The 21944-nt window shown below is 69.5% G+C and carries 10 protein-coding genes and 2 rRNA genes; 6 read left to right on the top strand and 6 right to left on the bottom strand.

Going from position 1 to position 21944, the window contains the following annotated elements; genetic code table 11:
* Positions 1-47: 47 nt before the first annotated feature.
* From trmB to RI138_RS17470, 3 genes are all read right to left on the bottom strand, one after another.
* Positions 48-1016: a tRNA (guanosine(46)-N7)-methyltransferase TrmB gene (gene trmB, locus RI138_RS17460; protein WP_311120681.1), complete on the bottom strand. Its 969-nt coding sequence runs from the start codon at positions 1014-1016 to the stop codon at positions 48-50.
* Entirely contained in the window at positions 1009-2265 is a 1257-nt protein-coding gene (lhgO, locus tag RI138_RS17465; protein ID WP_311120682.1) for an L-2-hydroxyglutarate oxidase, read from the bottom strand. The genes trmB and lhgO overlap by 8 nt, the downstream gene beginning before the upstream one ends.
* Before the next feature lie 171 nt (positions 2266-2436).
* A complete protein-coding gene (locus tag RI138_RS17470; RefSeq protein WP_311120683.1) occupies positions 2437-4128 on the bottom strand; it encodes a sporulation protein in 1692 nt (563 codons plus the stop codon).
* 910 nt (positions 4129-5038) lie between these two features.
* On the opposite strand from RI138_RS17470, the gene RI138_RS17475 reads away from it, so the two are divergent.
* Positions 5039-7150, top strand: a complete 2112-nt coding sequence (locus RI138_RS17475; protein ID WP_311120684.1) for an asparagine synthase-related protein — start codon at positions 5039-5041, stop codon at positions 7148-7150.
* Between the two features lie 37 nt (positions 7151-7187).
* On the opposite strand, the gene RI138_RS17480 is transcribed toward RI138_RS17475, so the two are convergent.
* Together RI138_RS17480 and RI138_RS17485 are read right to left on the bottom strand one after the other, a co-directional pair.
* On the bottom strand, positions 7188-9185 hold the full coding sequence (locus RI138_RS17480) for a sigma-70 family RNA polymerase sigma factor (RefSeq protein ID WP_311120685.1): 1998 nt from the start codon (positions 9183-9185) through the stop codon (positions 7188-7190).
* A gap of 296 nt (positions 9186-9481) precedes the next feature.
* Positions 9482-10348: a TetR family transcriptional regulator gene (locus RI138_RS17485; protein WP_398863183.1), complete on the bottom strand. Its 867-nt coding sequence runs from the start codon at positions 10346-10348 to the stop codon at positions 9482-9484.
* Between the two features lie 515 nt (positions 10349-10863).
* Between RI138_RS17485 and RI138_RS17490 the strand changes: the two genes are divergently transcribed.
* Together RI138_RS17490 and RI138_RS17495 are read left to right on the top strand one after the other, a co-directional pair.
* A complete protein-coding gene (locus RI138_RS17490; RefSeq protein WP_398864292.1) occupies positions 10864-12201 on the top strand; it encodes an FAD-dependent oxidoreductase in 1338 nt (445 codons plus the stop codon).
* A gap of 301 nt (positions 12202-12502) precedes the next feature.
* Positions 12503-14200, top strand: coding sequence for an ATP-binding SpoIIE family protein phosphatase (locus RI138_RS17495; protein WP_311120688.1), 1698 nt, complete (start codon positions 12503-12505; stop codon positions 14198-14200).
* 37 nt (positions 14201-14237) lie between these two features.
* On the opposite strand, the gene RI138_RS17500 is transcribed toward RI138_RS17495, so the two are convergent.
* Positions 14238-15551, bottom strand: a complete 1314-nt coding sequence (locus RI138_RS17500) for an MFS transporter (RefSeq protein ID WP_311122916.1) — start codon at positions 15549-15551, stop codon at positions 14238-14240.
* Positions 15552-15683: 132 nt separating this feature from the next.
* Here RI138_RS17500 and RI138_RS17505 point away from each other — a divergent pair, with 132 nt between their 5' ends.
* The 3 genes from RI138_RS17505 to RI138_RS17515 all read left to right on the top strand — a co-directional run bounded on the left by RI138_RS17505 (position 15684) and on the right by RI138_RS17515 (position 21866).
* On the top strand, positions 15684-16241 hold the full coding sequence (locus RI138_RS17505) for a MarR family winged helix-turn-helix transcriptional regulator (protein WP_096633031.1): 558 nt from the start codon (positions 15684-15686) through the stop codon (positions 16239-16241).
* A gap of 678 nt (positions 16242-16919) precedes the next feature.
* Positions 16920-18443: ribosomal RNA gene (locus RI138_RS17510) — 16S ribosomal RNA — on the top strand.
* A 304-nt stretch (positions 18444-18747) separates the two neighbouring features.
* A 23S ribosomal RNA gene (locus RI138_RS17515) occupies positions 18748-21866 on the top strand.
* Together the 16S and 23S rRNA genes form the textbook arrangement of a ribosomal RNA operon.
* Positions 21867-21944: the final 78 nt, after the last annotated feature.

The raw sequence follows: 21944 nt of genomic DNA on the forward strand, positions 1-21944 counted from the left end.
CGCATCCGGCCAGGACGTGGCCACATGGCCAACGTGGGCGGTGTGCGTCAGATGCGGGCGAACAGCAGGTCGTGGACGACGTGCCCCTTGTCCAGGCCCTGCCCCTCGAAGCGGGTGAGCGGCCGGAACGCCGGGCGCGGGGCGTATCCGCCGTCCGCCGCGGTGTTCTCGAAGCGGGGGTGCGCGGTGAGCACCTCCAGCATCTGCTCGGCGTACGGCTCCCAGTCCGTCGCGCAGTGGACGATCGCGCCGGGCTTCAGCCGGGGGGCGACCAGATCCAGGAACGCGGGCTGGATCAGCCGCCGCTTGTGGTGCCGGGCCTTGGGCCACGGGTCGGGGAAGTAGACCCGCAGGCCGTCGAGGCACTCGGGGGCCAGCATCTCGCGCAGCAGGATGACCGCGTCACCGTTGGCCACCCGTACGTTGGTCGAGCCCGCCTTGTCCGCGAGGCCCAGCAGGTTGCCCTGGCCCGGGGTGTGGACGTCGACGGCGAGGATGCCGGTGCCCGGGTCGTCTGCCGCCATCTGCGCGGTGGCCTCGCCCATGCCGAAGCCGATCTCCAGGACGACGGGCAGCCCGTCGAACAGCTCGTCCAGGTCGAGGACGCGCTTGCCGTCGATGTCCAGGCCCCACTTGGGCCACAGCCGCTCCAGGGCGTCCTGCTGGCCGGTCGTGACCCGGCTTCGGCGCGGCTGGAAGCTGCGGATCCGGCGCTCGTGGTGCGAGCCGGCGGGGTCGGCTGCGGGGCCGCCGGGGAAGCGGGGCTCCTGGCGGAGCCTGCGCTGCCGCTCGAAGGAGGCCTCCCGCAGCGCGGCCGCTTCGTCGGCGGTCACCTCGTCGGCCGCGGCTTCGGCCTCGGTGGCCACCATGTCGGCCGCAGCTTCGGCCTCGGTGGCTGCCACGTCGGCTGCCGTGGAGCCGGTCGCGGGCGCGGTGACGGCGGGCGCGTGCTCGGGCGTCGCGGCCGTGGCTTCGGCGGGCGCACCGGGGGCGGGGTTCAGGGGCTGCTCAGACACAATGCCCCGATTCTACGGCGGGCGGCTTCCACCCCGTTTCCCGTGCCCGGCGCAGCGCCCGCCGCGCGACCTCCCGTCCGATGGGCAGGGACGCCGTCGCCGCCGGTGACGGGGCGTTGAGCACATGGACGGTGTGCGGGGCCTCCCGGATCAGGAAGTCGTCGACCAGCGTGCCGTCCTTCAGTACCGCCTGGGCCCGGACTCCGGCGGGTGACGGGCGCAGGTCCTCCTCGGTCACCGCGGGCAGCAGCCGCTGGACGGCCCGGGTGAAGGCGGACCGGGACAGTGAGCGGTGGACCTCGCCCGCCCCGTAGCGCCAGTGTCTGCGGGCGATCTGCCAGGTGCCGGGCCAGCTCAGCGTGGACAGCAGTTCGCCGGGGCGCACCACGGGCCAGGCATACCCCTCGCGGGCGAGGGCGGGGACGGCGTTCGGGCCGACGTGGACGGAGCCGTCGAAGCCGCGGGTGAGGTGCACGCCGAGGAAGGGGAAGGCCGGGTCGGGCACCGGGTAGACCAGGCCCCGCACCAGCTCGGGGCGGGCCAGCGCGTAGTACTCGCCCCGGAACGGCACGATCCGCACCCCCGGGTCGTCGCCCGCGAGCCGGGCCACCCGGTCGCAGTGGAGTCCCGCGCAGTTGACCAGGACCCGCGCCCGGACGACCAGGCCCTCGGTGGTGCGCACCGCGACGCCCCAGGGGCGGCGGTCTATGGCGGTGACCTCCGCGCCGTACCGCACGAGGCCGCCGGCGGCGGTGACCTCGGTCGCGAAGCGCGCGGCGACGGCAGTGAAGTCGCAGACGCCCGTCGTGCCGACGCGGATCGCCGCGAGGCCCCGCACCTCCGGTTCGTACTCCGCGATCTGCGCCGGGCCCAGCTCCCGCACGGGCAGTCCGTGTTCGCGGCCGCGCTGGACCAGGCCGTGCAGCCGGGGCAGCTCGGAGCGCTCGGTGGCCACGATCAGCTTGCCGGTCACCGCGTGCGCGATGCCGTGCTCCGCGCAGAAGTCCGCCAGCTCGGCGGAGCCGCGGAGCGCGTACCGCGCCTTGAGTGAACCGGGGCGGTAGTAGATGCCGCTGTGGATCACGCCGCTGTTGCGGCCGGTCTGGTGGCGGGCTGGGCCGCTCTCCTTCTCCAGGACCGTCACCCGGGTGCCCGGAGCGGACCGCGTGATCGCATACGCGGTCGACAGACCGACGATCCCGCCGCCGATCACCAGCACATCGCAGTCGTACGCCGCGTGCGTCATCATCACGCCACCTCCCACCCCGATAGTGCACTGACCCACTGACAACGGGCTCAAACCCGTCGTGGGCAGGGCGTGGCGCACACTTCGCCCGGGCCGGTCCCCGGCCGGCATCCCCGCTCGGTCCTGGGCCGACCTGGGGCCGGCCCCAGGCCGATCCGCTCGGTCCCGGGTCGCTCAGCCCTGGGCCACCAGCAGCGGTCGGGCCCGCTCCCGCAGCTCGGCGACGCGGGGCTCGTCCCCGTACGGTTCGAGGCGGTGCAGCAGGTCGCGGACGTACTCCGTGGTGCGGGCCGAGGAGATCCGTCCGGCCACCTCCACCGCGCGGGTGCCCGCCGCGCAGGCCGCGTCCAGGTTGCCCGACTCCAGCTCGGCGACTGCGGAGACGACGAGCCGCAGTCCGTGGCTGCGGACGAACTCCTCGGTCGGCCGGGACAGGGCCTGTTCGGTGAAACGGCGGACCTGGCGTGGGGCCTTCAGGTCCCGGTAGCACTCGGCGGCGTCCGCGGCGAACCGGTCGTAGCCGTAGAAGCCGAGCCAGGAGGGGTCGGAGTCGCCCGCCCTGGACCGTTCCAGCCAGCTCTCGGCGCCCTTGAGCGCGGCCCCCGCGGCCGGTGCGTCGCCGGCCTTCGCATGGGCGCGGGCCTCCACCAGCCGGAAGAAGCTCATCGTGCGGGCGGTGGCGAGTCCCCGGTTGCGCTCCACGGCGGCCTGCGCGAGGTCGACCCCTTCGTCGGCGAAGCCGCGGTAGGTCGCCTGGAGGGACATCGAGGCGAGGACATAGCCGCCGAGCGGGACGTCGGCGGCGGCGCGGGCCAGGCGCAGGGCCTGGATGTAGTAGCGCTGGGCGGCCTCCTGCTGGCCGGTGTCGAAGGCCATCCACCCGGCGAGGCGCGTCAGCTCGGCGGACGCGCCGAACAGGGCCCGGCCGACCTCGTCGGTGTACGAGCCGAGGAGCAGCGGCGCCGCGTCGACGCGTAAGCACTCCGGGACCATGGAGGAACGCCAGTCGCCGCCGCCGTACTTGGAGTCCCAGCGCCGGGCGTCCTGGGCCGCCTCGCGCAGCTTCGTCACATCGCTGTGGCCGACCCGCAGCGGCGAGGCGTCCGCGGACTCCGGGCCGGGCTGTACGGGGACTCCGGGCTGCACAGGGCCCCCGGGCTGTACGGGGACTCCCGCCGCTACGGGGAGCCCCGGCTGTACCGGGACTCCCGGTTGCAGGGGGACTCCCGGCTGTGCGGGAACGGAGCCGGGCGCGGCCGGGGCGCTCCCGGTGTGGAGGATGTGTGCGCCCCGGCTGTCCGGAGCGGCCCCAGGCGCGCGGGAGCCCGGTCCGTGCGGGGCGTCGGGGGCGCCGCCGCGTGCGCCGGGAGCCGTTGTCTGTGCCGCCGTCGGGTCCCGGGCCACCGACGGATCGGCGGGGGTTATCAGCCAGCGGGAGGCGGGGGTCGCGTACGCGCTCACCGCGAACGAACCGGCCAGCGACTGCCAGATCCCGCCGCCGCCCCGGCGCCCGGCCAGATCCAGTCGGTACAGCTCGGTCGCCGATCTGACCGCCTCGCCCACGTCCCGGGGGAAGGCGAGGCCGACCTCCGGGGCGGGGTCCGCGTCGGCGAGACCGATCTCGTGCAGCGGGACCGGCCGGCCGAGTTTGGCCCCGATCGCCGCCGCGATGAGATGCGGCGCCGCGCCCTGCGGCACCATCCCCTTGGCGACCCACCGGGCCACCGAGGTCTTGTCGTAGCGAAGTGTCAGACCGCGCTGTGCTCCGAGGTCGTTGACCCGCCGGGCGAGCCCGGCGTTACTGATTCCCGCGAGGGCGAGAACTGTGCCGAGTTTCTCGTTCGGCCCGCGTTGCTCCCTGGACATGCGCCACCCCTCGACACACAGACAGCCGCCGCGTCACCGAGGACGGCGCGCGGCATTCGTACCGATGCCTCCCCAGGTTCGAACCCTCGTACTCCGCCTGCACACGCATGTGGCCGAGCCCCGAGGAATATGCCCCCTGTCGAGAACACCAGTAAACACAGCGTAGTTCTCCCTATCCCTACCGTTAAGGGGCAGACGTCCGGATGGCGGGATTGTTGTCCGTGCGGGCGGTGCGGGCGGTCGTGGTGGTGGTGCGCGGGCCGGGGCGCGGCGTGCTCCCGGTGTGTGGCCGTGCGCCCGGCCGTGCGCTCTGGCCCGGCCCGCAGCGGAGCGCTTGGCTGGGGCCTGCGTGGGTCGGCCCGCTGCACTGGACTCAGTGGGCTGGGGGATACCGCCGCTCCATTCCCCGCGGGCGGCGGACCGGTCCGGGAGGTGAGGCCCACCTCCCGGACTGTGCGTGAGAGGGGGCGCCGAGGGGGCGCGGCACGGTATGCGCGCGCGGTGGCGTCTCAGGAGAATGGCCGAATAGCGACGGTCCGGTGAGGGTTTGGCCAACGATCAGACTATGGCCGGATATCGACGCTGTTTCCGGGCGGCGCCGGCCTGTCCTCTTCCCTTGGGAGCGTGCCGGGGCGGCGCCGGGTTGCCGCCTCGCCCGTCGGGTCCGACAGGTCACAACTCCCGGAACATGCGCCTCCGTTGCTGTGCTCGCGGTGAAGGTCGCAGTGAAGTCGCGGTGAGGCGCGGCGGAGTCGTGACGCGGGCCGTGCCGGGCCTTTGCCAGGGGCGCATGCTCTTCCGGCGTGCGCTGCCCGTACCCCCTCTCGTGCGGCGTTGTCGTGGCAGCATGTCCGCAGCGGCGTTTCGTTCATGCAGGTGCGCCGTTTGTCCACAGCCTGTGGAGGCGGCGATGCGTTGGTTGGTGGGATGGAGCAGTATCGCCGCGAGCTTCGGCACCGTCGGCGCCGTCGGAAACAGCGGTGAGGGGCGCACGGTTCACCCCGTCGGCTCCCAACTCCTCTGGGGAGACCCGGATCCGCTGTGGGCGGTCGGCGACTGGCGCCCCGACGAGATCCGCGTCATCGGCGTCGCGACCCCCGAAGGCGCGCCCACCGCCCGTCTCGCCGTCCTCGGCTGCTGCGGGGCCACCGACGAGCAGCTGCGCGTCGGCCTCCTCGCCGCGCGCGGCGGTGCGATGCGCCATCTCACCGCCTGGCCCGGCAGTTACACCGCCGTCGTGCAGATCGGCCGCCGCATCACCGTCGCGGGCGACCTGGCCGGAGCCCGGCCCGTCTTCCACACCCCCTGGGCGGGCGGCACCGCCTACGCCACCGCCGCCCTGCCGCTCGCCGACCTCATCGAGGCCCAGCTCGACATCGGGCACCTCGCCGCCCTGCTCGCCTGCCCGGAAACCCCCGAGGCCCTCGGCGACGGCACGCCCTACGTCGGCGTGAAGAGGGTCCCGCCCGGTCACGCGCTCATCCTGCGGGAGGGCTCGCGGGAGATCACCGGCTACGAAGCCGTCGCCTCGCTCGCCGTCGCCGCACCCCAGGCCGACCCGGTGCACGCGGTGGAGGGCGTACGGGACGCGCTCGTCGAAGCGGTACGCGCCCGGCTCACGGCCCCGCGCCACGCTCCGGGAACCCTGCCGCCGGACCCGGGGCCGGTCCCGGGCATGGGCCCCGCCGACCGCCGCGCGGCCCGGGGCGCCCCGGTGGCGGGCATCGGCGCCGACCTCTCCGGAGGCAGCGCCTCCGCCACCCTGGCCCTGCTCGCCGCCGGGCTGCCCGGACTGCCCGGTACACCCCTCGGCCACGGCACCGGCGCGGGGGAGCGGCTGCTCGCCGTCACCTTCAACGACCTCACCACCCGAGGCAACGAGGACGAGCTGGAGCGGGCCCGCGCCATCGCCGCCAACCCGCGCCTGCACCACGTGGTCGTCGCGGCGGGCGAAGAGGCCCTGCCGTACGCCTCGTTGGGTGCCGGCCCGCTCACCGACGAACCGGCCCCCTCCCTCGTCCTCGCAGAGCGCCACCGCCGCCGCCTCTCCGCGGGCAGCGCCGACCACCTCGTCGGGCACGGGGCCCGGCAGGTCCTGGACGCGCACCCGGCCCGCCTCGCCGACCTCCTGATGGACCGGCGCCGCCGCCACCTCCTGCGCCCCGTCGCCGCCCTCACCAAGGCCGAAGGCCCCACAGCGCACTCCTTGTTCGTCCCGCTGACGGTCTACCGGGCCGCCCGCCGCCTGGCCCGTACGTCGTACCGCACCGGCCTGGAGTACGCCGCCGGACTCCTGCCCGACGCCAACCGCTACGCCCCCGACCTAGCCACCCCCGCAGACGCCTCGCTCGCCGCCCTCGCCTGGTCGCGCCCGGGGCCCGCGGCGCGCTGGCTGACAGGGGAGGCGCTGGCCGAAGTATCGGTTCGTCTCCAGGAGGCTGCGATCCGCCCGGCGTCCGTGCAGCGCCCCGGTGAGGCCCGGGCCCGCGCGGCCCTGGCCCGGGGAGCGGCCGACCACCGCATCCTGGAGCAGGCCGCGGAGATCCGCAGCCAGCGCCTGCACGCCCCGTTCCTCGACAACCAGGTCGTCCGGGCGGCCCGCGCCCTGCCCGAGTCGCTCCGCGTCCAGCCCGGCGCACGGGCCGCGATCCTGCGCCGGGTGCTCGGCGGGGCGGGTATCCAGGACCTGCCGCCCGGCTGGGGCACGCCCTCCCAGGCCACCTCCACCGCGGTCACCCGCACCGGCCTGCGCACCGCGCTGCCCGAGCTGATGGCCCTGTTCGACGCCCCGCTGCTCGCGGACGCGGGCCTGGTCGAGGCGCGCGTGGTCCGCAAGGCCCTGCGCGCCGCGTCCGAGGGGGAGCCGCTGCCGCTGGACGGCCTGGCGGACCTGGCCTCCACGGAGTTGTGGCTGCGCCGCCTGGTGACCCGCCGGGGCACCTGCTGGACGGGCACGGCGGCCCCGCGCCAGCGCGCGGTGGCGGGCGGAGTGATCCCGGCCAGGCGTACGCTCCAGCCCTGACCGGAACGCCCCGCCGGGGAGATCCGAACAGGGAGCCTCAGGCGCAGCTGATCCGGGACTCCGCCCAGTCGGCCAACGCCACCCCGCCGAACGGTGAATCCGGCTCCACGACGAGCCGGATCGAGGACTGCCCGGCGAGGGAGACGCTCACCGGTACGGCGGGCTCGCCACCCCGCATCACGGGGGAGCGCCACAGCCGCGCCCCGTCCCCGTCGAACACGGAGAAGCGGACCGCGCCGAGCCCCATCGTCAGGTCGTCGACCCCGACCATGGCGTCGTAGCGCGTGCACGGGCGGTTCAGCCGGATGGTCACCGACGACTGGGCGTGCACGGTCACCCCGTGGGCGTACCGCGTGGAGGCGATCGCCACGTTCGTCCGCTGCCAGACCCAACTGCTCTGGCCCATCTCCACTTCCGGCTCGGCGTGGGCGCCGAACAGCGAGTACGCCAGCTCGCTGACCTGGTACACCTCCGGGGCGGGCGGGGGCGGCGGCTTCGGGGCCGGGGTGGGCTTCGGGGACGGCGGCGGGCTCGGCGCGGGCGGCGCGGGTTTCGACGGCGTGGGGCGGGGCGTCGGAGCCGCCGCGGACGGCGTCGGCTCCGGAGGTGCGGGCGCGGACGGCACGGGGGCGGGGGGCGGCTCAGGAGCGGGCTTCGGGGACGGTGGCGGAGGCTCCGGGGAGGGCACCGCGGGCGCCACGGCCGGGGGCTTCGCCACCGGCTTGGGCTCCGGCTTCGGCTGGTCGTCGCCGATGAGCGCCCACACCAGACCGGCCGCCGCGGCAACGGCCACCGTGGCGGCGATGCCGGCCTTGGCTGGCGCGCCGAGCCCCTCGGAGACCGCGGCCCCGCCGACGGCCCCTCCGGAGGAGCCGGAGCCGGTCGCCGCCGCTGCGGCCCCCGCTCCGGCGGCCCCGGCGGTGCCGCCCGCCACGATGCCCGCGGCCTTGAGCGAATACCCGGCGGCGAACCAACCGATGACCGCGATGGGCAGCAGCGCCGGGATTCCGGCGTTCACATGCTCCAGCTCGCCCGCGGCCACCCGGCACTTGGCGCACTCGTCGAGATGCTTGCGCAGACCGCGCTCGGCGCGCATCCGCAGTCCGCCCCGGGCGTAGGCGCCGAGCCGGTCGGCGTGCTGCGCGCAGTCCCCGCCGGTGGTGAGCGCCTGGCTGACATGGGCCTGGAGATACGCCTGCTTGAGCCCTTCGCGGGCCCGGCTGGCCAGGACGGCGGTGGCGTTGGCGGTGAGGCCGAACAGCGGGGCGATCTCGCTCGGCGACTCCTCCTCGACCGTGGTGTGCCACAGGACCGCCTGCCAGCGCTCCGGCAGGCTCCGGAACGCCTGCATGGCCATCGACTGCTCGGCCTCGTGCATCGCCAGCACATCGGCGCCCAGGTCGAGGGTGTCGTCGTCCGAGAGCTCGAAGGAGCGGGCGGCCTGCGTGGCGAACACCGCGAAGTCGTCGACCAGCTGCTCCCGCCTGGCGCTCTTCGTCCAGGCGGCCGCGACATGGCGCACGGCGGTCATCAGGTAGGCCCGGACCGCTTCCTGCGGCCCCTTTCCGCCCCGTACGGCCTGGAGGGTGCGGGCGAACACCTCGGCCGTCAGGTCGTCGGCGGTGTGGGCGTCCCGGCAACAACTGCGGGCGTAACGGAGCACGGCGCCCGAATGCCGCCGGAACAGCTCCTCGTAGGCCTGGTCGTCGCCGCTGCGCATGCCCTCGATCAACTGGGCGTCGGAAAGCCCGAGATCGGCCGACCCGCCGCGGCCCTCACGCTGCTGCGGAACCGCGTGCGCGCCGGCTCCCCGACCGGCTCCCGCACCGACTGCTCCGGAGGTGTCGTCCTCGGCGACGGCGGGCCAGGGCCCGGGCAGAACGGTGCAGCCGTCGGCCTCACCGTCCGAACCGTCCGACGGACCACGTCCGGCCTGGGCCGGCACCTGCCCGGCGGACAGCCCGTCGGCCTTGGTGCCCCCGCCGACCGAAGCGATCTCGTCGAGCGGCTCTTCCTGCTGCTCGTTACCGCTCATCGCGGAAGCCCCCGTATACACCCTCGGACCCGAATACCGGCCAAGACTGCCACATGGCTCAATCGCGCTGGCCCTATCCGTCCCGCCAACCACTCATCCGGGGCGATTTCCCGAACGCGAGTGCTGACGTCCCCCCTTTCGGGGAATGCTCGCCTGCTGATGTGCCTCTCGGCGAGAGCCCGCCCGGCCCGCCCGGCCGACACTGCCGACAAGGCAGACCGACGCGGCCGAACGCGGACGAGCACGTGGGAGCAGGCGAGCACGTGAGGGAGCAGCGGACGGTCAAGCTCCCGCCGTCACGCCGGCCGCGACCGCAGCCCCTCCAGCAGGATGTCCAGCAGCCGGGCCGAAGCCGCGGCCTGCTGGGCGGCGTCCGGCAGAGAGGGGGCGGCCGTGGCGATGACCAGCAGCACATCGGCCACCGTCACATCCCGGCGCAGCTCACCCGACTCCCGGGCCCGGTCGACCAGTCGGCCCACGACCTCCAGCAGCTCGACCGAGCCCGTCTCCTCACCGAGGCCGTCGAGGCCGTCGAGCCCGTCGACGCCGGCGCTGCGTCGGCCGACCACGCGCTGGCCGCTCTGGCCCAGGCCCTGCCGCTGCTGAGGAACCCGGGTCTCGTCCGTCTCGCCCGGCACCGGCGCCGGCCCGGCGGCCGCCGGTATGCCCGGCTCGTCCACGTCGACCCCGACCCGCAGCACCTGCGGCGGCAGCAGCCTGCCCGCCCCCGAAGCCACGGAGGTCCGCAGGAAGCGGGAGAGCGCCGACCAGGGCTCCTCCTCCTGCCCCAGGGCCGTACGTGCCTGCTCGGTCAGCCGGGAGGTCTCCTCCTCGGCTATCCGCCGCACCAGCACGTCCTTGCTCGGGAACCGCCGGTAGACGGTGCCCACTCCGACGCGGGCGCGACGGGCCACGTCCTCCATCGGGGCGCCGTAACCCAGCTCCCCGAACACCTCACGCGCCGCGCGCAGCACGTGCTCCAGATTGCGCTGCGCGTCCACGCGCAGCGGGGCCGAACGCGGCGCGCTCGCGGTGCCCGAGGCCGTCGGCCCGTTCGCGGTCCGGCCGACCGCAGGTCCCGCAACTCCCGGTCCCGCAGCGGCCGATTCCATCGCCGCCGCGCTCACCGCGGCGGCGGAGCGGACCGTGTCCGCCGAGCTCATGACGCCGAGCGCTCCCACGGAACCCAGGCGCCCGTGGTTCTCGGACGCGTGCGAGAGCGCAGCCTGGCCATGCGAATCCTGAATATGCATAACTTCCCCCGGTTATGACGTCTCCCCCCGGAGACTTCCCCGTCGTATCAGCCGGGGAGCGGAGCACAACGAAATCCGCACCCGACACCCCGACGGGTTACGAACATAGTTGAGCCCGGGTCAATTCAGAAGGGGGTAGTTCCGCATGGGTTGCCGCCCGATCGGAGCAAGCGCCCGTCCTGCCCCGGTCACCCTCCGTCCAACGGCCTTGTGCGTAGCGTCTGACCTGCGCGGCTGTCGGGTCGCACGCCGCACGGGCCGTACCGGCCGCTCAGTGTCCTCCAGTCACACAATCTGTCGGGGCTGTGGACAAACCACTGACTCCGTTGCGTCATGGGGTGGTGATGGCTCCAGATTCCCGGGGGACGACCCCCGGCACCCGGCCAGGTGTGCGCATTCTCGTCGTCGGCGGCGGCTACGTCGGGATGTACACAGCGCTGCGTCTCCAACGGAAGTTGAAGCAGAGACTGAAGAGCGGCGACGCCGAGATCGTGGTCGTCACCCCCGAGCCGTACATGACGTACCAGCCGTTCCTCCCCGAAGCGGCCGCCGGTTCGATCTCGCCGCGCCATGTGGTCGTGCCGTTGCGCCGCGTCCTGGACCACTGCACGATCGTCATCGGCGAGGCCCGGAGCATCGACCACGCCAAGCGGACCGCGACCGTCACCACCCTCGCCACGCAGGAGGACGGCACCGGAGCCCTGGAGATCTCCTACGACGAGATCGTCATCGCCCCCGGGTCCGTCTCGCGCACCCTGCCCGTCCCCGGTCTCGCCGACTTCGGCATCGGGTTCAAGACCGTCGAGGAGGCCATCGGGCTGCGCAACCACGTCATCGAGCAGATGGACATCGCCTCCGCCACCCGCGACCCCGCGATCCGCGACGCGGCGCTCACCTTCGTCTTCGTCGGCGGCGGCTACGCGGGCGTGGAAGCGCTGGCCGAACTGGAGGACATGGCCCGCTACACCGCGCGCTACTACCACAACATCAAGCCCGCGGACCTGAAATGGGTCCTGGTCGAGGCCTCCGGGCGCATCCTCCCCGAAGTCGGCGAAGCCATGGGCGCGTACGCCATCGGCGAGCTGCGCGGCCGCAACATCGACGTACGCCTCGACACCCGCCTCGACACCTGCGAGGGCCGCATCGCCGTCCTCAGCGACGGTTCCCGCTTCCCCACCCGCACCCTCGTGTGGACCGCGGGCGTCAAACCGGCCCCGCTCCTCGCCGCCACCGGCCTGCCCCTGACCGAACGCGGACGCCTGCGCTGTACCGCCACCCTCGGCGTCGAGGGCATGCCGCACGCCTGGGCCGCCGGCGACGCCGCCGCCGTGCCCGACCTGACCGCCGCCGAACCGGGCCGGGAGACCGCCCCCAACGCCCAGCACGCGGTGCGCCAGGCGAAGGTCCTCGCCGACAACGTCCTCGCGACGGTCGAGGGACGCCCGCTGAAGGAGTACCGCCACGCGTACGCCGGATCGGTCGCCTCCCTGGGCCTGCACAAAGGCGTCGCCCACGTCTACGGTCGCAAGCTCAAGGGCTACCCCGCCTGGCTGATGCACCGTACGTACCACCTCAGCCGGGTGCCGACCTTCAACCGGAAGGCACGCGTCCTGGCCGAATGGACCTTGGCCGGGCTCTTCAAACGCGAGATCGTCTCCCTCGGATCGCTGGAACACCCGCGCGCCGAGTTCGAACTCGCGGCGGGCGGCGGAACCGACCCCGGCACGCCACCACGCACCGGCCCCGACCGCCCGAAGGGCTGACGGAGAGCCGGACCGAGGGATGAATCGGGCATGAATTCGAGATGGGAACGACGGTCGGGCAGGCCGTTGGGCGGCAACTGTCAGTACGGTCGGTCACACTGGACGTGTGACCATAGGTGGGCCCACACCTGCACAGAGTGACCCGGCCGGCAGTGACCAACAGTGACCAGCAGCGACGCACCAACAGCACGACGAGGCCCGGCTGCGCCTTCCCGGGGGTCCGGCCCCCGGTGCCCCCGAACCCGGCAGAAGAAGCAGCCCGCCCGAGCGGACCAGACCGACACACGAGGCCAGAAATTCCGTGAACTTCACGCGTTGGAGCGCCCGCCTTCCCGGAACGCAGCGCCGAGCTGCCGCGCGGGACGACCGTAATTCCGTACCGGCGGCCCGGGCCGAATACGCCCGGCAGGAAGGCGCGCCCGCCCTGCCGGACGGCGCCACACCCGAACCGTCCGGTACGGACGGGACGCCGGCCCTCCCCGGGCCCGCCCTGGACGACCTCTCGGCCCGCGAGATCCTCGGCCGGCTCCCCGCCCCGGTCGCCCTGCTGCACGGCCCGGACCACCGCGTCGCCTACGTCAACGGCGCGTACGAGTCCGTGTTCGGCCCCCGCCCGCCCGGCGTCCCAGCGGCCGATGGCATGCCCGAGCTCGCCGAGCTCAGCGTGCTTCCCCTGCTCGACCAGGTCCTGCGCAGCGGCACCCCCCGCACCGTCAAGTCCCGCAGGACCGCCGAGGGCGGCTCGTACACGGTGACCTGCACCCCGGTGGCCGCCTGGGACAGCGCGGAGGACACCCAGGACAAGGGCGAGGGAGGCGTCCTCGTCCACGCGGCCGACGTCACCGACCACGCCGAGGCCGCCGAACGCCTGCGCACCAGCGAGCGCCGCCACCGCGAAACGGCCGTCACGCTCCAGCGCTCCCTGCTCCCGCAGGAGCTGGAGCAGCCCGACGACCTGCGCATCGCCGCCACCTACCAGCCCGGCGGCACGGACGCGGCCGTGGGCGGCGACTGGTACGACGTCATCACCCTCGGCGCGGGCCGCACCGCCCTGGTGATCGGTGACGTGATGGGCCGGGGCGTCCGGGCCGCGGCCGTGATGGGCCAGCTCCGCACAGCGGTCCGCGCCTACGCCCGGCTCGACCTCCCGCCGCACGAGGTGATCCAGCTGCTGGACGGCCTCGCCGCCGAGATCGACGCCACCCAGATCGCCACCTGTGTCTACGCCGTCCATGACCCGAACGAGGGACAGCTCGTCTACGCCTCCGCGGGCCACCTCCCGATCCTCGTCCGCGATGAGGACGGCACGGTCCAGCGCGCCGCCGAACCCACCGGCCCCCCGCTCGGCACCGGCGGCTGGGTCCACACCTCGGGCACCATCGCGCTGCCGCCCGGCTCCACCGCGGTCCTCTATACGGACGGCCTGGTCGAGCGCCGCAGCGAGGACATCGACGAGGGGGTGGCCTCACTCGCCCGCGCCCTCTCCGGCGCCAAGGGATCACCGCAGGTGGTCTGCGACCGGCTGATCCGCTCCCTCGGAGTCACCGCCGAGCACGACGACGACGTGGCGGTCCTGGTGGTCCAGCACCCCGCCCGTACGGGGACGGACGCGGAGCTGTTCCACAACGCCGCGCTCGACCTCCTCGGCGGCATCGAGGCCACCCCGCGCGCCCGCGCCTTCGCCACCGGGGTCCTGACCTCCTGGCGCTTCCCGGTCGAGCTCCGCGACCTCGGCGTCCTCGCCGCCAGCGAACTGGTCGCGAACTCCCTCCAGCACGGCACCCCGCCGATGCGCCTGGGCCTGCGCCGCACGGACCGGCGGTTGATCATCGAGGTGACCGACGGCGACGACCACCTGCCGCGCCGCCGCCAGGCCGAACCGGCGGACGAGGCGGGACGCGGCATCGAGATCATCGCGTCGATCGCCGCGTCGTGGGGCAGCCGGCGCACACCGGGCGGCGGCAAAGCGGTCTGGTGCGAGTTCGCCCTGCCCTGCTGACGTGCTGGCCCGCTGACGTGCTGCGCAGCTTCCTGGCTCAGCGACCCGCAGCGGCCGGCGCGGGCGCGGCGGCCGGAGCGGCACCCTCGGGCCGCGACACGGCCACCACCCGCGAGGGGACATCGGCCAGCGACGGCTGGTCCTGTACGGGGGTGAGTCGGCGCCCCAGCCGCAGCGCGAGCACCGTGATGCCCAGCGAGAACAGCACGAACGTCACGATGTACGGGCCGTGCAGCGACGCCCCCATCGGCCCGCCGACAGCCGGGCCGACCGCGAGCGCGAGCTGTTTGCACAGGGCGAAGGCCGAGTTGTACTGCCCGACCATCGACTCCGGCGCCAGATCGGCGACCAGCGGCGCCACGGTCGGCGACAGCATCGCCTCGCCCAGCCCGAAGAGCGCGTACGTCGAGATGAACGCGGCCGTCGCCATGGCCTGGCTGCCGTGCCCGAGCCCCGCGTACCCCGCCACGATCCAGGCGAAGGCCCAGATGAGGCCGACCGCCGCGATGACCCGGCTGCGCCGCCGCCGCTCCACGAGCCGCAGGACGACGAACTGGGCGATGACGATGACAGCGGTGTTGGCGGCCAGCGCGAAGCCGAGCGTCGAGGGCTCGATCCCGGCGGCCTCGGTGCCGTACGCGGCAAGGCCGGACTCGAACTGTCCGTAGCAGGCGAAGAACAGCACGAACCCCAGCACACACAGCTGGACCATGGCCCGGTGCGAGAGCAGGGCCCGCAGACCGCCGCCCCTCGTTGCGGAGCCGTCCGTCGGCCGGGCGCCGCCGAGGGAGGCCGTACGGGGCATCCGCACGGTGGCGACGACGACGCCGAGCACCACGAACATCCCGGCCTCGATCAGGAAGAGCATGGTGAAGCTCGCCGGACGGCTCACGTCCACGAGCTGCCCGCCGACGAGCCCGCCGAGACCGAGCCCCAGGTTCTGCAGGAAGAACTGCATGGCGAAGGCTCGCGTACGGGTCGCGGTGCTGGAGCACCACACGAGCATCGTGGCCAGGGCGGGCTGCATGACGGCGGTGCCCGCACCCAGGACCGCGGCGGCCAGCACGGCGGCCGGGACGCTGCTCGCGTACCCCAGGGCGGCGGCGCCGACAGCGGCGAGACCGGAGGCCACCACCAGCACGGGCAGCGGGCCCCGCCGGTCGATGGCCCGCCCGGTGAACGGCAGAACGGCCAGCGCTGCCATTGCGAACACCGCCAGTACGACTCCCGCCGTACCGGCGCCCAGATCCCGCACCTGCGCCACGTAGACGTACAGATACGGAACGGTGAACCCGAGCCCGAACGCGCTCAGCGCGCTGCCCAGCTGGATCCGCCGCAGCGCTGCGCCCATCTCCCTGGTCACACTCACCTACCTCAAGATCTCGAAGGAATCAGACTCGAAGACTTTAGCACTAAAGTTAGAAGGTGAAAACTTCACCTCGAAGGACTTCAAGGCTGGCGAGGGCGTGCCATACTGCCCGCCATGTCCGAGAGCACCGAGGAGCCCGGCCCCGACGAGCCGAGCCTCGACGAACAGATCGCCGCCTATCAGCGCGAGTTCCGCGACCTCGACCCCCAGGTCGAACAGGTCGTCTCCGCGCTGGGCCGCCTGAACCGCCGCATGAACGTCGCGTACGGGAGACAGGTCGCCGCCCTCGGCATCAGCAATGCCGAGTGGGAGGTCCTCAAGACCCTCGTCCTGTCGGGTGCCCCCTACCGCCTCGGCCCCGGCGAACTGGCGAAGCGGCTCGGTCTCACCCCGGCCGCCATGACCCACCGCATCGACCGGATGGCCGGCGAGGGCCTGGTCACCCGGGACCGCGACGAGAACAACCGGGTCCGCGTCATCGTCGAGCTGACCGACGAGGGCCGTACGAAGTGGCTTGAGGCGATGCGCATGGCGAGCGACTTCGAGGAGGACCTCCTCCAGGACCTGTCCGGCGCCGAGCGCGGAGTCCTCGGCGAGCTCCTGGTCCGCCTCCTGCGCCGCGTGGAGCACGCCCAGCCGGACGCCGGCGGCCGTCTCACCGACCTGGACTGAGGACCCCCTGCGGACCACGACGGAGGACCACAGGAGGTGGGTTGACACCCCCCTGGTGGATCCGTAAAGTTCTCCGAGTTGTCACGGAGCCGGAACGGTTCCGCGGCAGCCGATCCCGCCGCGAACGCGGCAACCAAACTCAGCACGACCTCCCACTCGGGATGATTTCGGTATGCCGGAATTCATTGCGAAGGCCCGATTATGAGCCGCCGGGAGAATCCGCTAGAGTTTGAGCGTCGGAACGGCCCAACAGCCGGGAAGACAAAACCCGCTGACTGGGAATCAGGCCCGAAAGGATCTGATAGAGTCGGACTCGCCGAAAAGGGAAAACGCGAAAGCGAAGAACCTCGAAAGCACCCCGCTTCGACCGGGAATCGGACACGAAAGAGTCTGATAGAGTCGGAAACGCAAGAACGAAGGGAAGCGCCCGGAGGGCCCCGGTGAAACGGGACCGAAGGAAGCGTCCGTTCCTTGAGAACTCAACAGCGTGCCAAAAGTCAACGCCAGATATGTTGATACCCCGGCCTGCACCTGGTGCAGGTTGGAGGTTCCTTTGAAAGTCCTACGGTCGCCATGTGCGGCGGTAGGCAACAACACAGCGAGGACGCTGTGAACAACGGGTCTTATTCCGACCGGTTGTTCCGCTCTCGTGTGTGTGCACCCGATTACGGGTAAACATTCACGGAGAGTTTGATCCTGGCTCAGGACGAACGCTGGCGGCGTGCTTAACACATGCAAGTCGAACGATGAAGCCTTTCGGGGCGGATTAGTGGCGAACGGGTGAGTAACACGTGGGCAATCTGCCCTTCACTCTGGGACAAGCCCTGGAAACGGGGTCTAATACCGGATAACACTCTGTCCCGCATGGGACGGGGTTAAAAGCTCCGGCGGTGAAGGATGAGCCCGCGGCCTATCAGCTTGTTGGTGGGGTAATGGCCTACCAAGGCGACGACGGGTAGCCGGCCTGAGAGGGCGACCGGCCACACTGGGACTGAGACACGGCCCAGACTCCTACGGGAGGCAGCAGTGGGGAATATTGCACAATGGGCGAAAGCCTGATGCAGCGACGCCGCGTGAGGGATGACGGCCTTCGGGTTGTAAACCTCTTTCAGCAGGGAAGAAGCGAAAGTGACGGTACCTGCAGAAGAAGCGCCGGCTAACTACGTGCCAGCAGCCGCGGTAATACGTAGGGCGCAAGCGTTGTCCGGAATTATTGGGCGTAAAGAGCTCGTAGGCGGCTTGTCACGTCGGATGTGAAAGCCCGGGGCTTAACCCCGGGTCTGCATTCGATACGGGCTAGCTAGAGTGTGGTAGGGGAGATCGGAATTCCTGGTGTAGCGGTGAAATGCGCAGATATCAGGAGGAACACCGGTGGCGAAGGCGGATCTCTGGGCCATTACTGACGCTGAGGAGCGAAAGCGTGGGGAGCGAACAGGATTAGATACCCTGGTAGTCCACGCCGTAAACGTTGGGAACTAGGTGTTGGCGACATTCCACGTCGTCGGTGCCGCAGCTAACGCATTAAGTTCCCCGCCTGGGGAGTACGGCCGCAAGGCTAAAACTCAAAGGAATTGACGGGGCCCGCACAAGCAGCGGAGCATGTGGCTTAATTCGACGCAACGCGAAGAACCTTACCAAGGCTTGACATATACCGGAAAGCATCAGAGATGGTGCCCCCTTGTGGTCGGTATACAGGTGGTGCATGGCTGTCGTCAGCTCGTGTCGTGAGATGTTGGGTTAAGTCCCGCAACGAGCGCAACCCTTGTTCTGTGTTGCCAGCATGCCCTTCGGGGTGATGGGGACTCACAGGAGACTGCCGGGGTCAACTCGGAGGAAGGTGGGGACGACGTCAAGTCATCATGCCCCTTATGTCTTGGGCTGCACACGTGCTACAATGGCCGGTACAATGAGCTGCGATGCCGCGAGGCGGAGCGAATCTCAAAAAGCCGGTCTCAGTTCGGATTGGGGTCTGCAACTCGACCCCATGAAGTCGGAGTTGCTAGTAATCGCAGATCAGCATTGCTGCGGTGAATACGTTCCCGGGCCTTGTACACACCGCCCGTCACGTCACGAAAGTCGGTAACACCCGAAGCCGGTGGCCCAACCCCTTGTGGGAGGGAGCTGTCGAAGGTGGGACTGGCGATTGGGACGAAGTCGTAACAAGGTAGCCGTACCGGAAGGTGCGGCTGGATCACCTCCTTTCTAAGGAGCACTTCTTACCAGGCTTCGGTTTGGTCAGAGGCCAGTACACCGGCGAGTGTTCGGTGCTGGTTGCTCATGGGTGGAACGTTGACTATTCGGCACGATTGGTTGGTCACTGTTAGTACTGCTCTTCGGGGCGTGGAACGTGGTGGTGGATCGGTCGGGTCGGGCACGTTGTTGGGTATCTGAGGGTATGGCCGTTTGGCTGTCCTTCGATCCGGCCCCAGTGAACTCGTCCCTTCGGGGTGGGGTGGTGGGTGGCTGGTCGTTGTTTGAGAACTGCACAGTGGACGCGAGCATCTGTGGCCAAGTTTTTAAGGGCGCACGGTGGATGCCTTGGCACCAGGAACCGATGAAGGACGTGGGAGGCCACGATAGTCCCCGGGAGCTGTCAACCAAGCTTTGATCCGGGGTTTCCGAATGGGGAAACCCGGCAGTCGTCATGGGCTGTCACCCGCTGCTGAACACATAGGCAGTGTGGAGGGAACGAGGGGAAGTGAAACATCTCAGTACCCTCAGGAAGAGAAAACAACCGTGATTCCGGGAGTAGTGGCGAGCGAAACTGGATGAGGCCAAACCGTATGCGTGTGATACCCGGCAGGGGTTGCGCATGCGGGGTTGTGGGAGTTCTCTTGATCAATCTGCCGGTTGGTCGGCGAGTCAGAAACCGTTGGTGTAGGCGAAGGACATGCGAAAGGTCCGGCGTAGAGGGTAAGACCCCCGTAGCTGAAACATCAACGGCTCGTTTGAGAACCACCCAAGTAGCACGGGGCCCGAGAAATCCCGTGTGAATCTGGCGGGACCACCCGCTAAGCCTAAATATTCCCTGGTGACCGATAGCGGATAGTACCGTGAGGGAATGGTGAAAAGTACCGCGGGAGCGGAGTGAAATAGTACCTGAAACCGTGTGCCTACAAGCCGTGGGAGCGTCGCTGTATGTGCTTGCACATGCAGTCGTGACTGCGTGCCTTTTGAAGAATGAGCCTGCGAGTTAGCGGTGTGTAGCGAGGTTAACCCGTGTGGGAAGCCGTAGCGAAAGCGAGTCCGAATAGGGCGTTTGAGTTGCACGCTCTAGACCCGAAGCGGAGTGATCTAGCCATGGGCAGGTTGAAGCGGAGGTAAGACTTCGTGGAGGACCGAACCCACCAGGGTTGAAAACCTGGGGATGACCTGTGGTTAGGGGTGAAAGGCCAATCAAACTCCGTGATAGCTGGTTCTCCCCGAAATGCATTTAGGTGCAGCGTCGTGTGTTTCTTGCCGGAGGTAGAGCACTGGATAGGCGATGGGCCCTACCGGGTTACTGACCTTAGCCAAACTCCGAATGCCGGTAAGTGAGAGCGCGGCAGTGAGACTGTGGGGGATAAGCTCCATGGTCGAGAGGAAACAGCCCAGAGCATCGACTAAGGCCCCTAAGCGTACGCTAAGTGGGAAAGGATGTGGAGTCGCAGAGACAACCAGGAGGTTGGCTTAGAAGCAGCCACCCTTGAAAGAGTGCGTAATAGCTCACTGGTCAAGTGATTCCGCGCCGACAATGTAGCGGGGCTCAAGCGTACCGCCGAAGTCGTGTCATTCACACATATAGGGCCAACGCCTGTGTGGATGGGTAGGGGAGCGTCGTGTGCCGGGTGAAGCAGCCGCGGAAGCGAGTTGTGGACGGTTCACGAGTGAGAATGCAGGCATGAGTAGCGATACACACGTGAGAAACGTGTGCGCCGATTGACTAAGGGTTCCTGGGTCAAGCTGATCTGCCCAGGGTAAGTCGGGACCTAAGGCGAGGCCGACAGGCGTAGTCGATGGACAACCGGTTGATATTCCGGTACCCGCTTTGAAACGCCCAGTACTGAATCAGGCGATGCTAAGTCCGTGAAGCCGGCCCGATCTCTTCGGAGTTGAGGGTAGTGGTGGAGCCGATGAACCAGACTTGTAGTAGGTAAGCGATGGGGTGACGCAGGAAGGTAGTCCAGCCCGGGCGGTGGTTGTCCCGGGGTAAGGGTGTAGCCCGTGTGGTAGGTAAATCCGTCACACATTAAGGGTGAGACCTGATGCCGAGCCGATTGTGGTGAAGTGGATGATCCTATGCTGTCGAGAAAAGCCTCTAGCGAGTTTCATGGCGGCCCGTACCCTAAACCGACTCAGGTGGTCAGGTAGAGAATACCGAGGCGTTCGGGTGAACTATGGTTAAGGAACTCGGCAAAATGCCCCCGTAACTTCGGGAGAAGGGGGGCCATCACTGGTGATCCGATTTACTCGGTGAGCTGGGGTGGCCGCAGAGACCAGCGAGAAGCGACTGTTTACTAAAAACACAGGTCCGTGCGAAGCCGTAAGGCGATGTATACGGACTGACGCCTGCCCGGTGCTGGAACGTTAAGGGGACCGGTTAGCTGACTTTCGGGTTGGCGAAGCTGAGAACTTAAGCGCCAGTAAACGGCGGTGGTAACTATAACCATCCTAAGGTAGCGAAATTCCTTGTCGGGTAAGTTCCGACCTGCACGAATGGCGTAACGACTTCTCGACTGTCTCAACCATAGGCCCGGTGAAATTGCACTACGAGTAAAGATGCTCGTTTCGCGCAGCAGGACGGAAAGACCCCGGGACCTTTACTACAGTTTGATATTGGTGTTCGGTTCGGCTTGTGTAGGATAGGTGGGAGACTTTGAAGCGGCCACGCCAGTGGTTGTGGAGTCGTCGTTGAAATACCACTCTGGTCGTGCTGGATGTCTAACCTGGGTCCGTGATCCGGATCAGGGACAGTGTCTGATGGGTAGTTTAACTGGGGCGGTTGCCTCCTAAAGAGTAACGGAGGCGCCCAAAGGTTCCCTCAGCCTGGTTGGCAATCAGGTGTTGAGTGTAAGTGCACAAGGGAGCTTGACTGTGAGACCGACGGGTCGAGCAGGGACGAAAGTCGGGACTAGTGATCCGGCAGTGGCTTGTGGAAGCGCTGTCGCTCAACGGATAAAAGGTACCCCGGGGATAACAGGCTGATCTTCCCCAAGAGTCCATATCGACGGGATGGTTTGGCACCTCGATGTCGGCTCGTCGCATCCTGGGGCTGGAGTCGGTCCCAAGGGTTGGGCTGTTCGCCCATTAAAGCGGTACGCGAGCTGGGTTTAGAACGTCGTGAGACAGTTCGGTCCCTATCCGCTGTGCGCGTAGGAATATTGAGAAGGGCTGTCCCTAGTACGAGAGGACCGGGACGGACGAACCTCTGGTGTGCCAGTTGTCCTGCCAAGGGCATGGCTGGTTGGCTACGTTCGGAAAGGATAACCGCTGAAAGCATCTAAGCGGGAAGCCTGCTTCGAGATGAGTATTCCCACCCTCTTGAGGGGTTAAGGCTCCCAGTAGACGACTGGGTTGATAGGCCAGATGTGGAAGCCCGGTAACGGGTGGAGCTGACTGGTACTAATAGGCCGAGGGCTTGTCCTCAGTTGCTCGCGTCCACTGTGTTAGTTCTGAAATAACGAACGGCCGTGTTGTTGTCCGGTGTTGGTTAATTTCATAGTG

It is taken from the genome of Streptomyces durocortorensis (genome assembly GCF_031760065.1).
GTDB lineage: Bacteria > Actinomycetota > Actinomycetes > Streptomycetales > Streptomycetaceae > Streptomyces.

Coding starts and splice junctions, on each gene's coding strand:
- RI138_RS17475 (WP_311120684.1), top strand. CDS start 5,039: ATGCGTTGGTTGGTGGGATGGAGCAGTATCGCCGCGAGCTTCGGCACC.
- RI138_RS17470 (WP_311120683.1), bottom strand. CDS start 4,128: ATGTCCAGGGAGCAACGCGGGCCGAACGAGAAACTCGGCACAGTTCTC.
- lhgO (WP_311120682.1), bottom strand. CDS start 2,265: ATGATGACGCACGCGGCGTACGACTGCGATGTGCTGGTGATCGGCGGC.
- RI138_RS17480 (WP_311120685.1), bottom strand. CDS start 9,185: ATGAGCGGTAACGAGCAGCAGGAAGAGCCGCTCGACGAGATCGCTTCG.
- RI138_RS17505 (WP_096633031.1), top strand. CDS start 15,684: ATGTCCGAGAGCACCGAGGAGCCCGGCCCCGACGAGCCGAGCCTCGAC.
- RI138_RS17490 (WP_398864292.1), top strand. CDS start 10,864: ATGTACACAGCGCTGCGTCTCCAACGGAAGTTGAAGCAGAGACTGAAG.
- RI138_RS17500 (WP_311122916.1), bottom strand. CDS start 15,551: ATGGGCGCAGCGCTGCGGCGGATCCAGCTGGGCAGCGCGCTGAGCGCG.
- RI138_RS17485 (WP_398863183.1), bottom strand. CDS start 10,348: ATGAGCTCGGCGGACACGGTCCGCTCCGCCGCCGCGGTGAGCGCGGCG.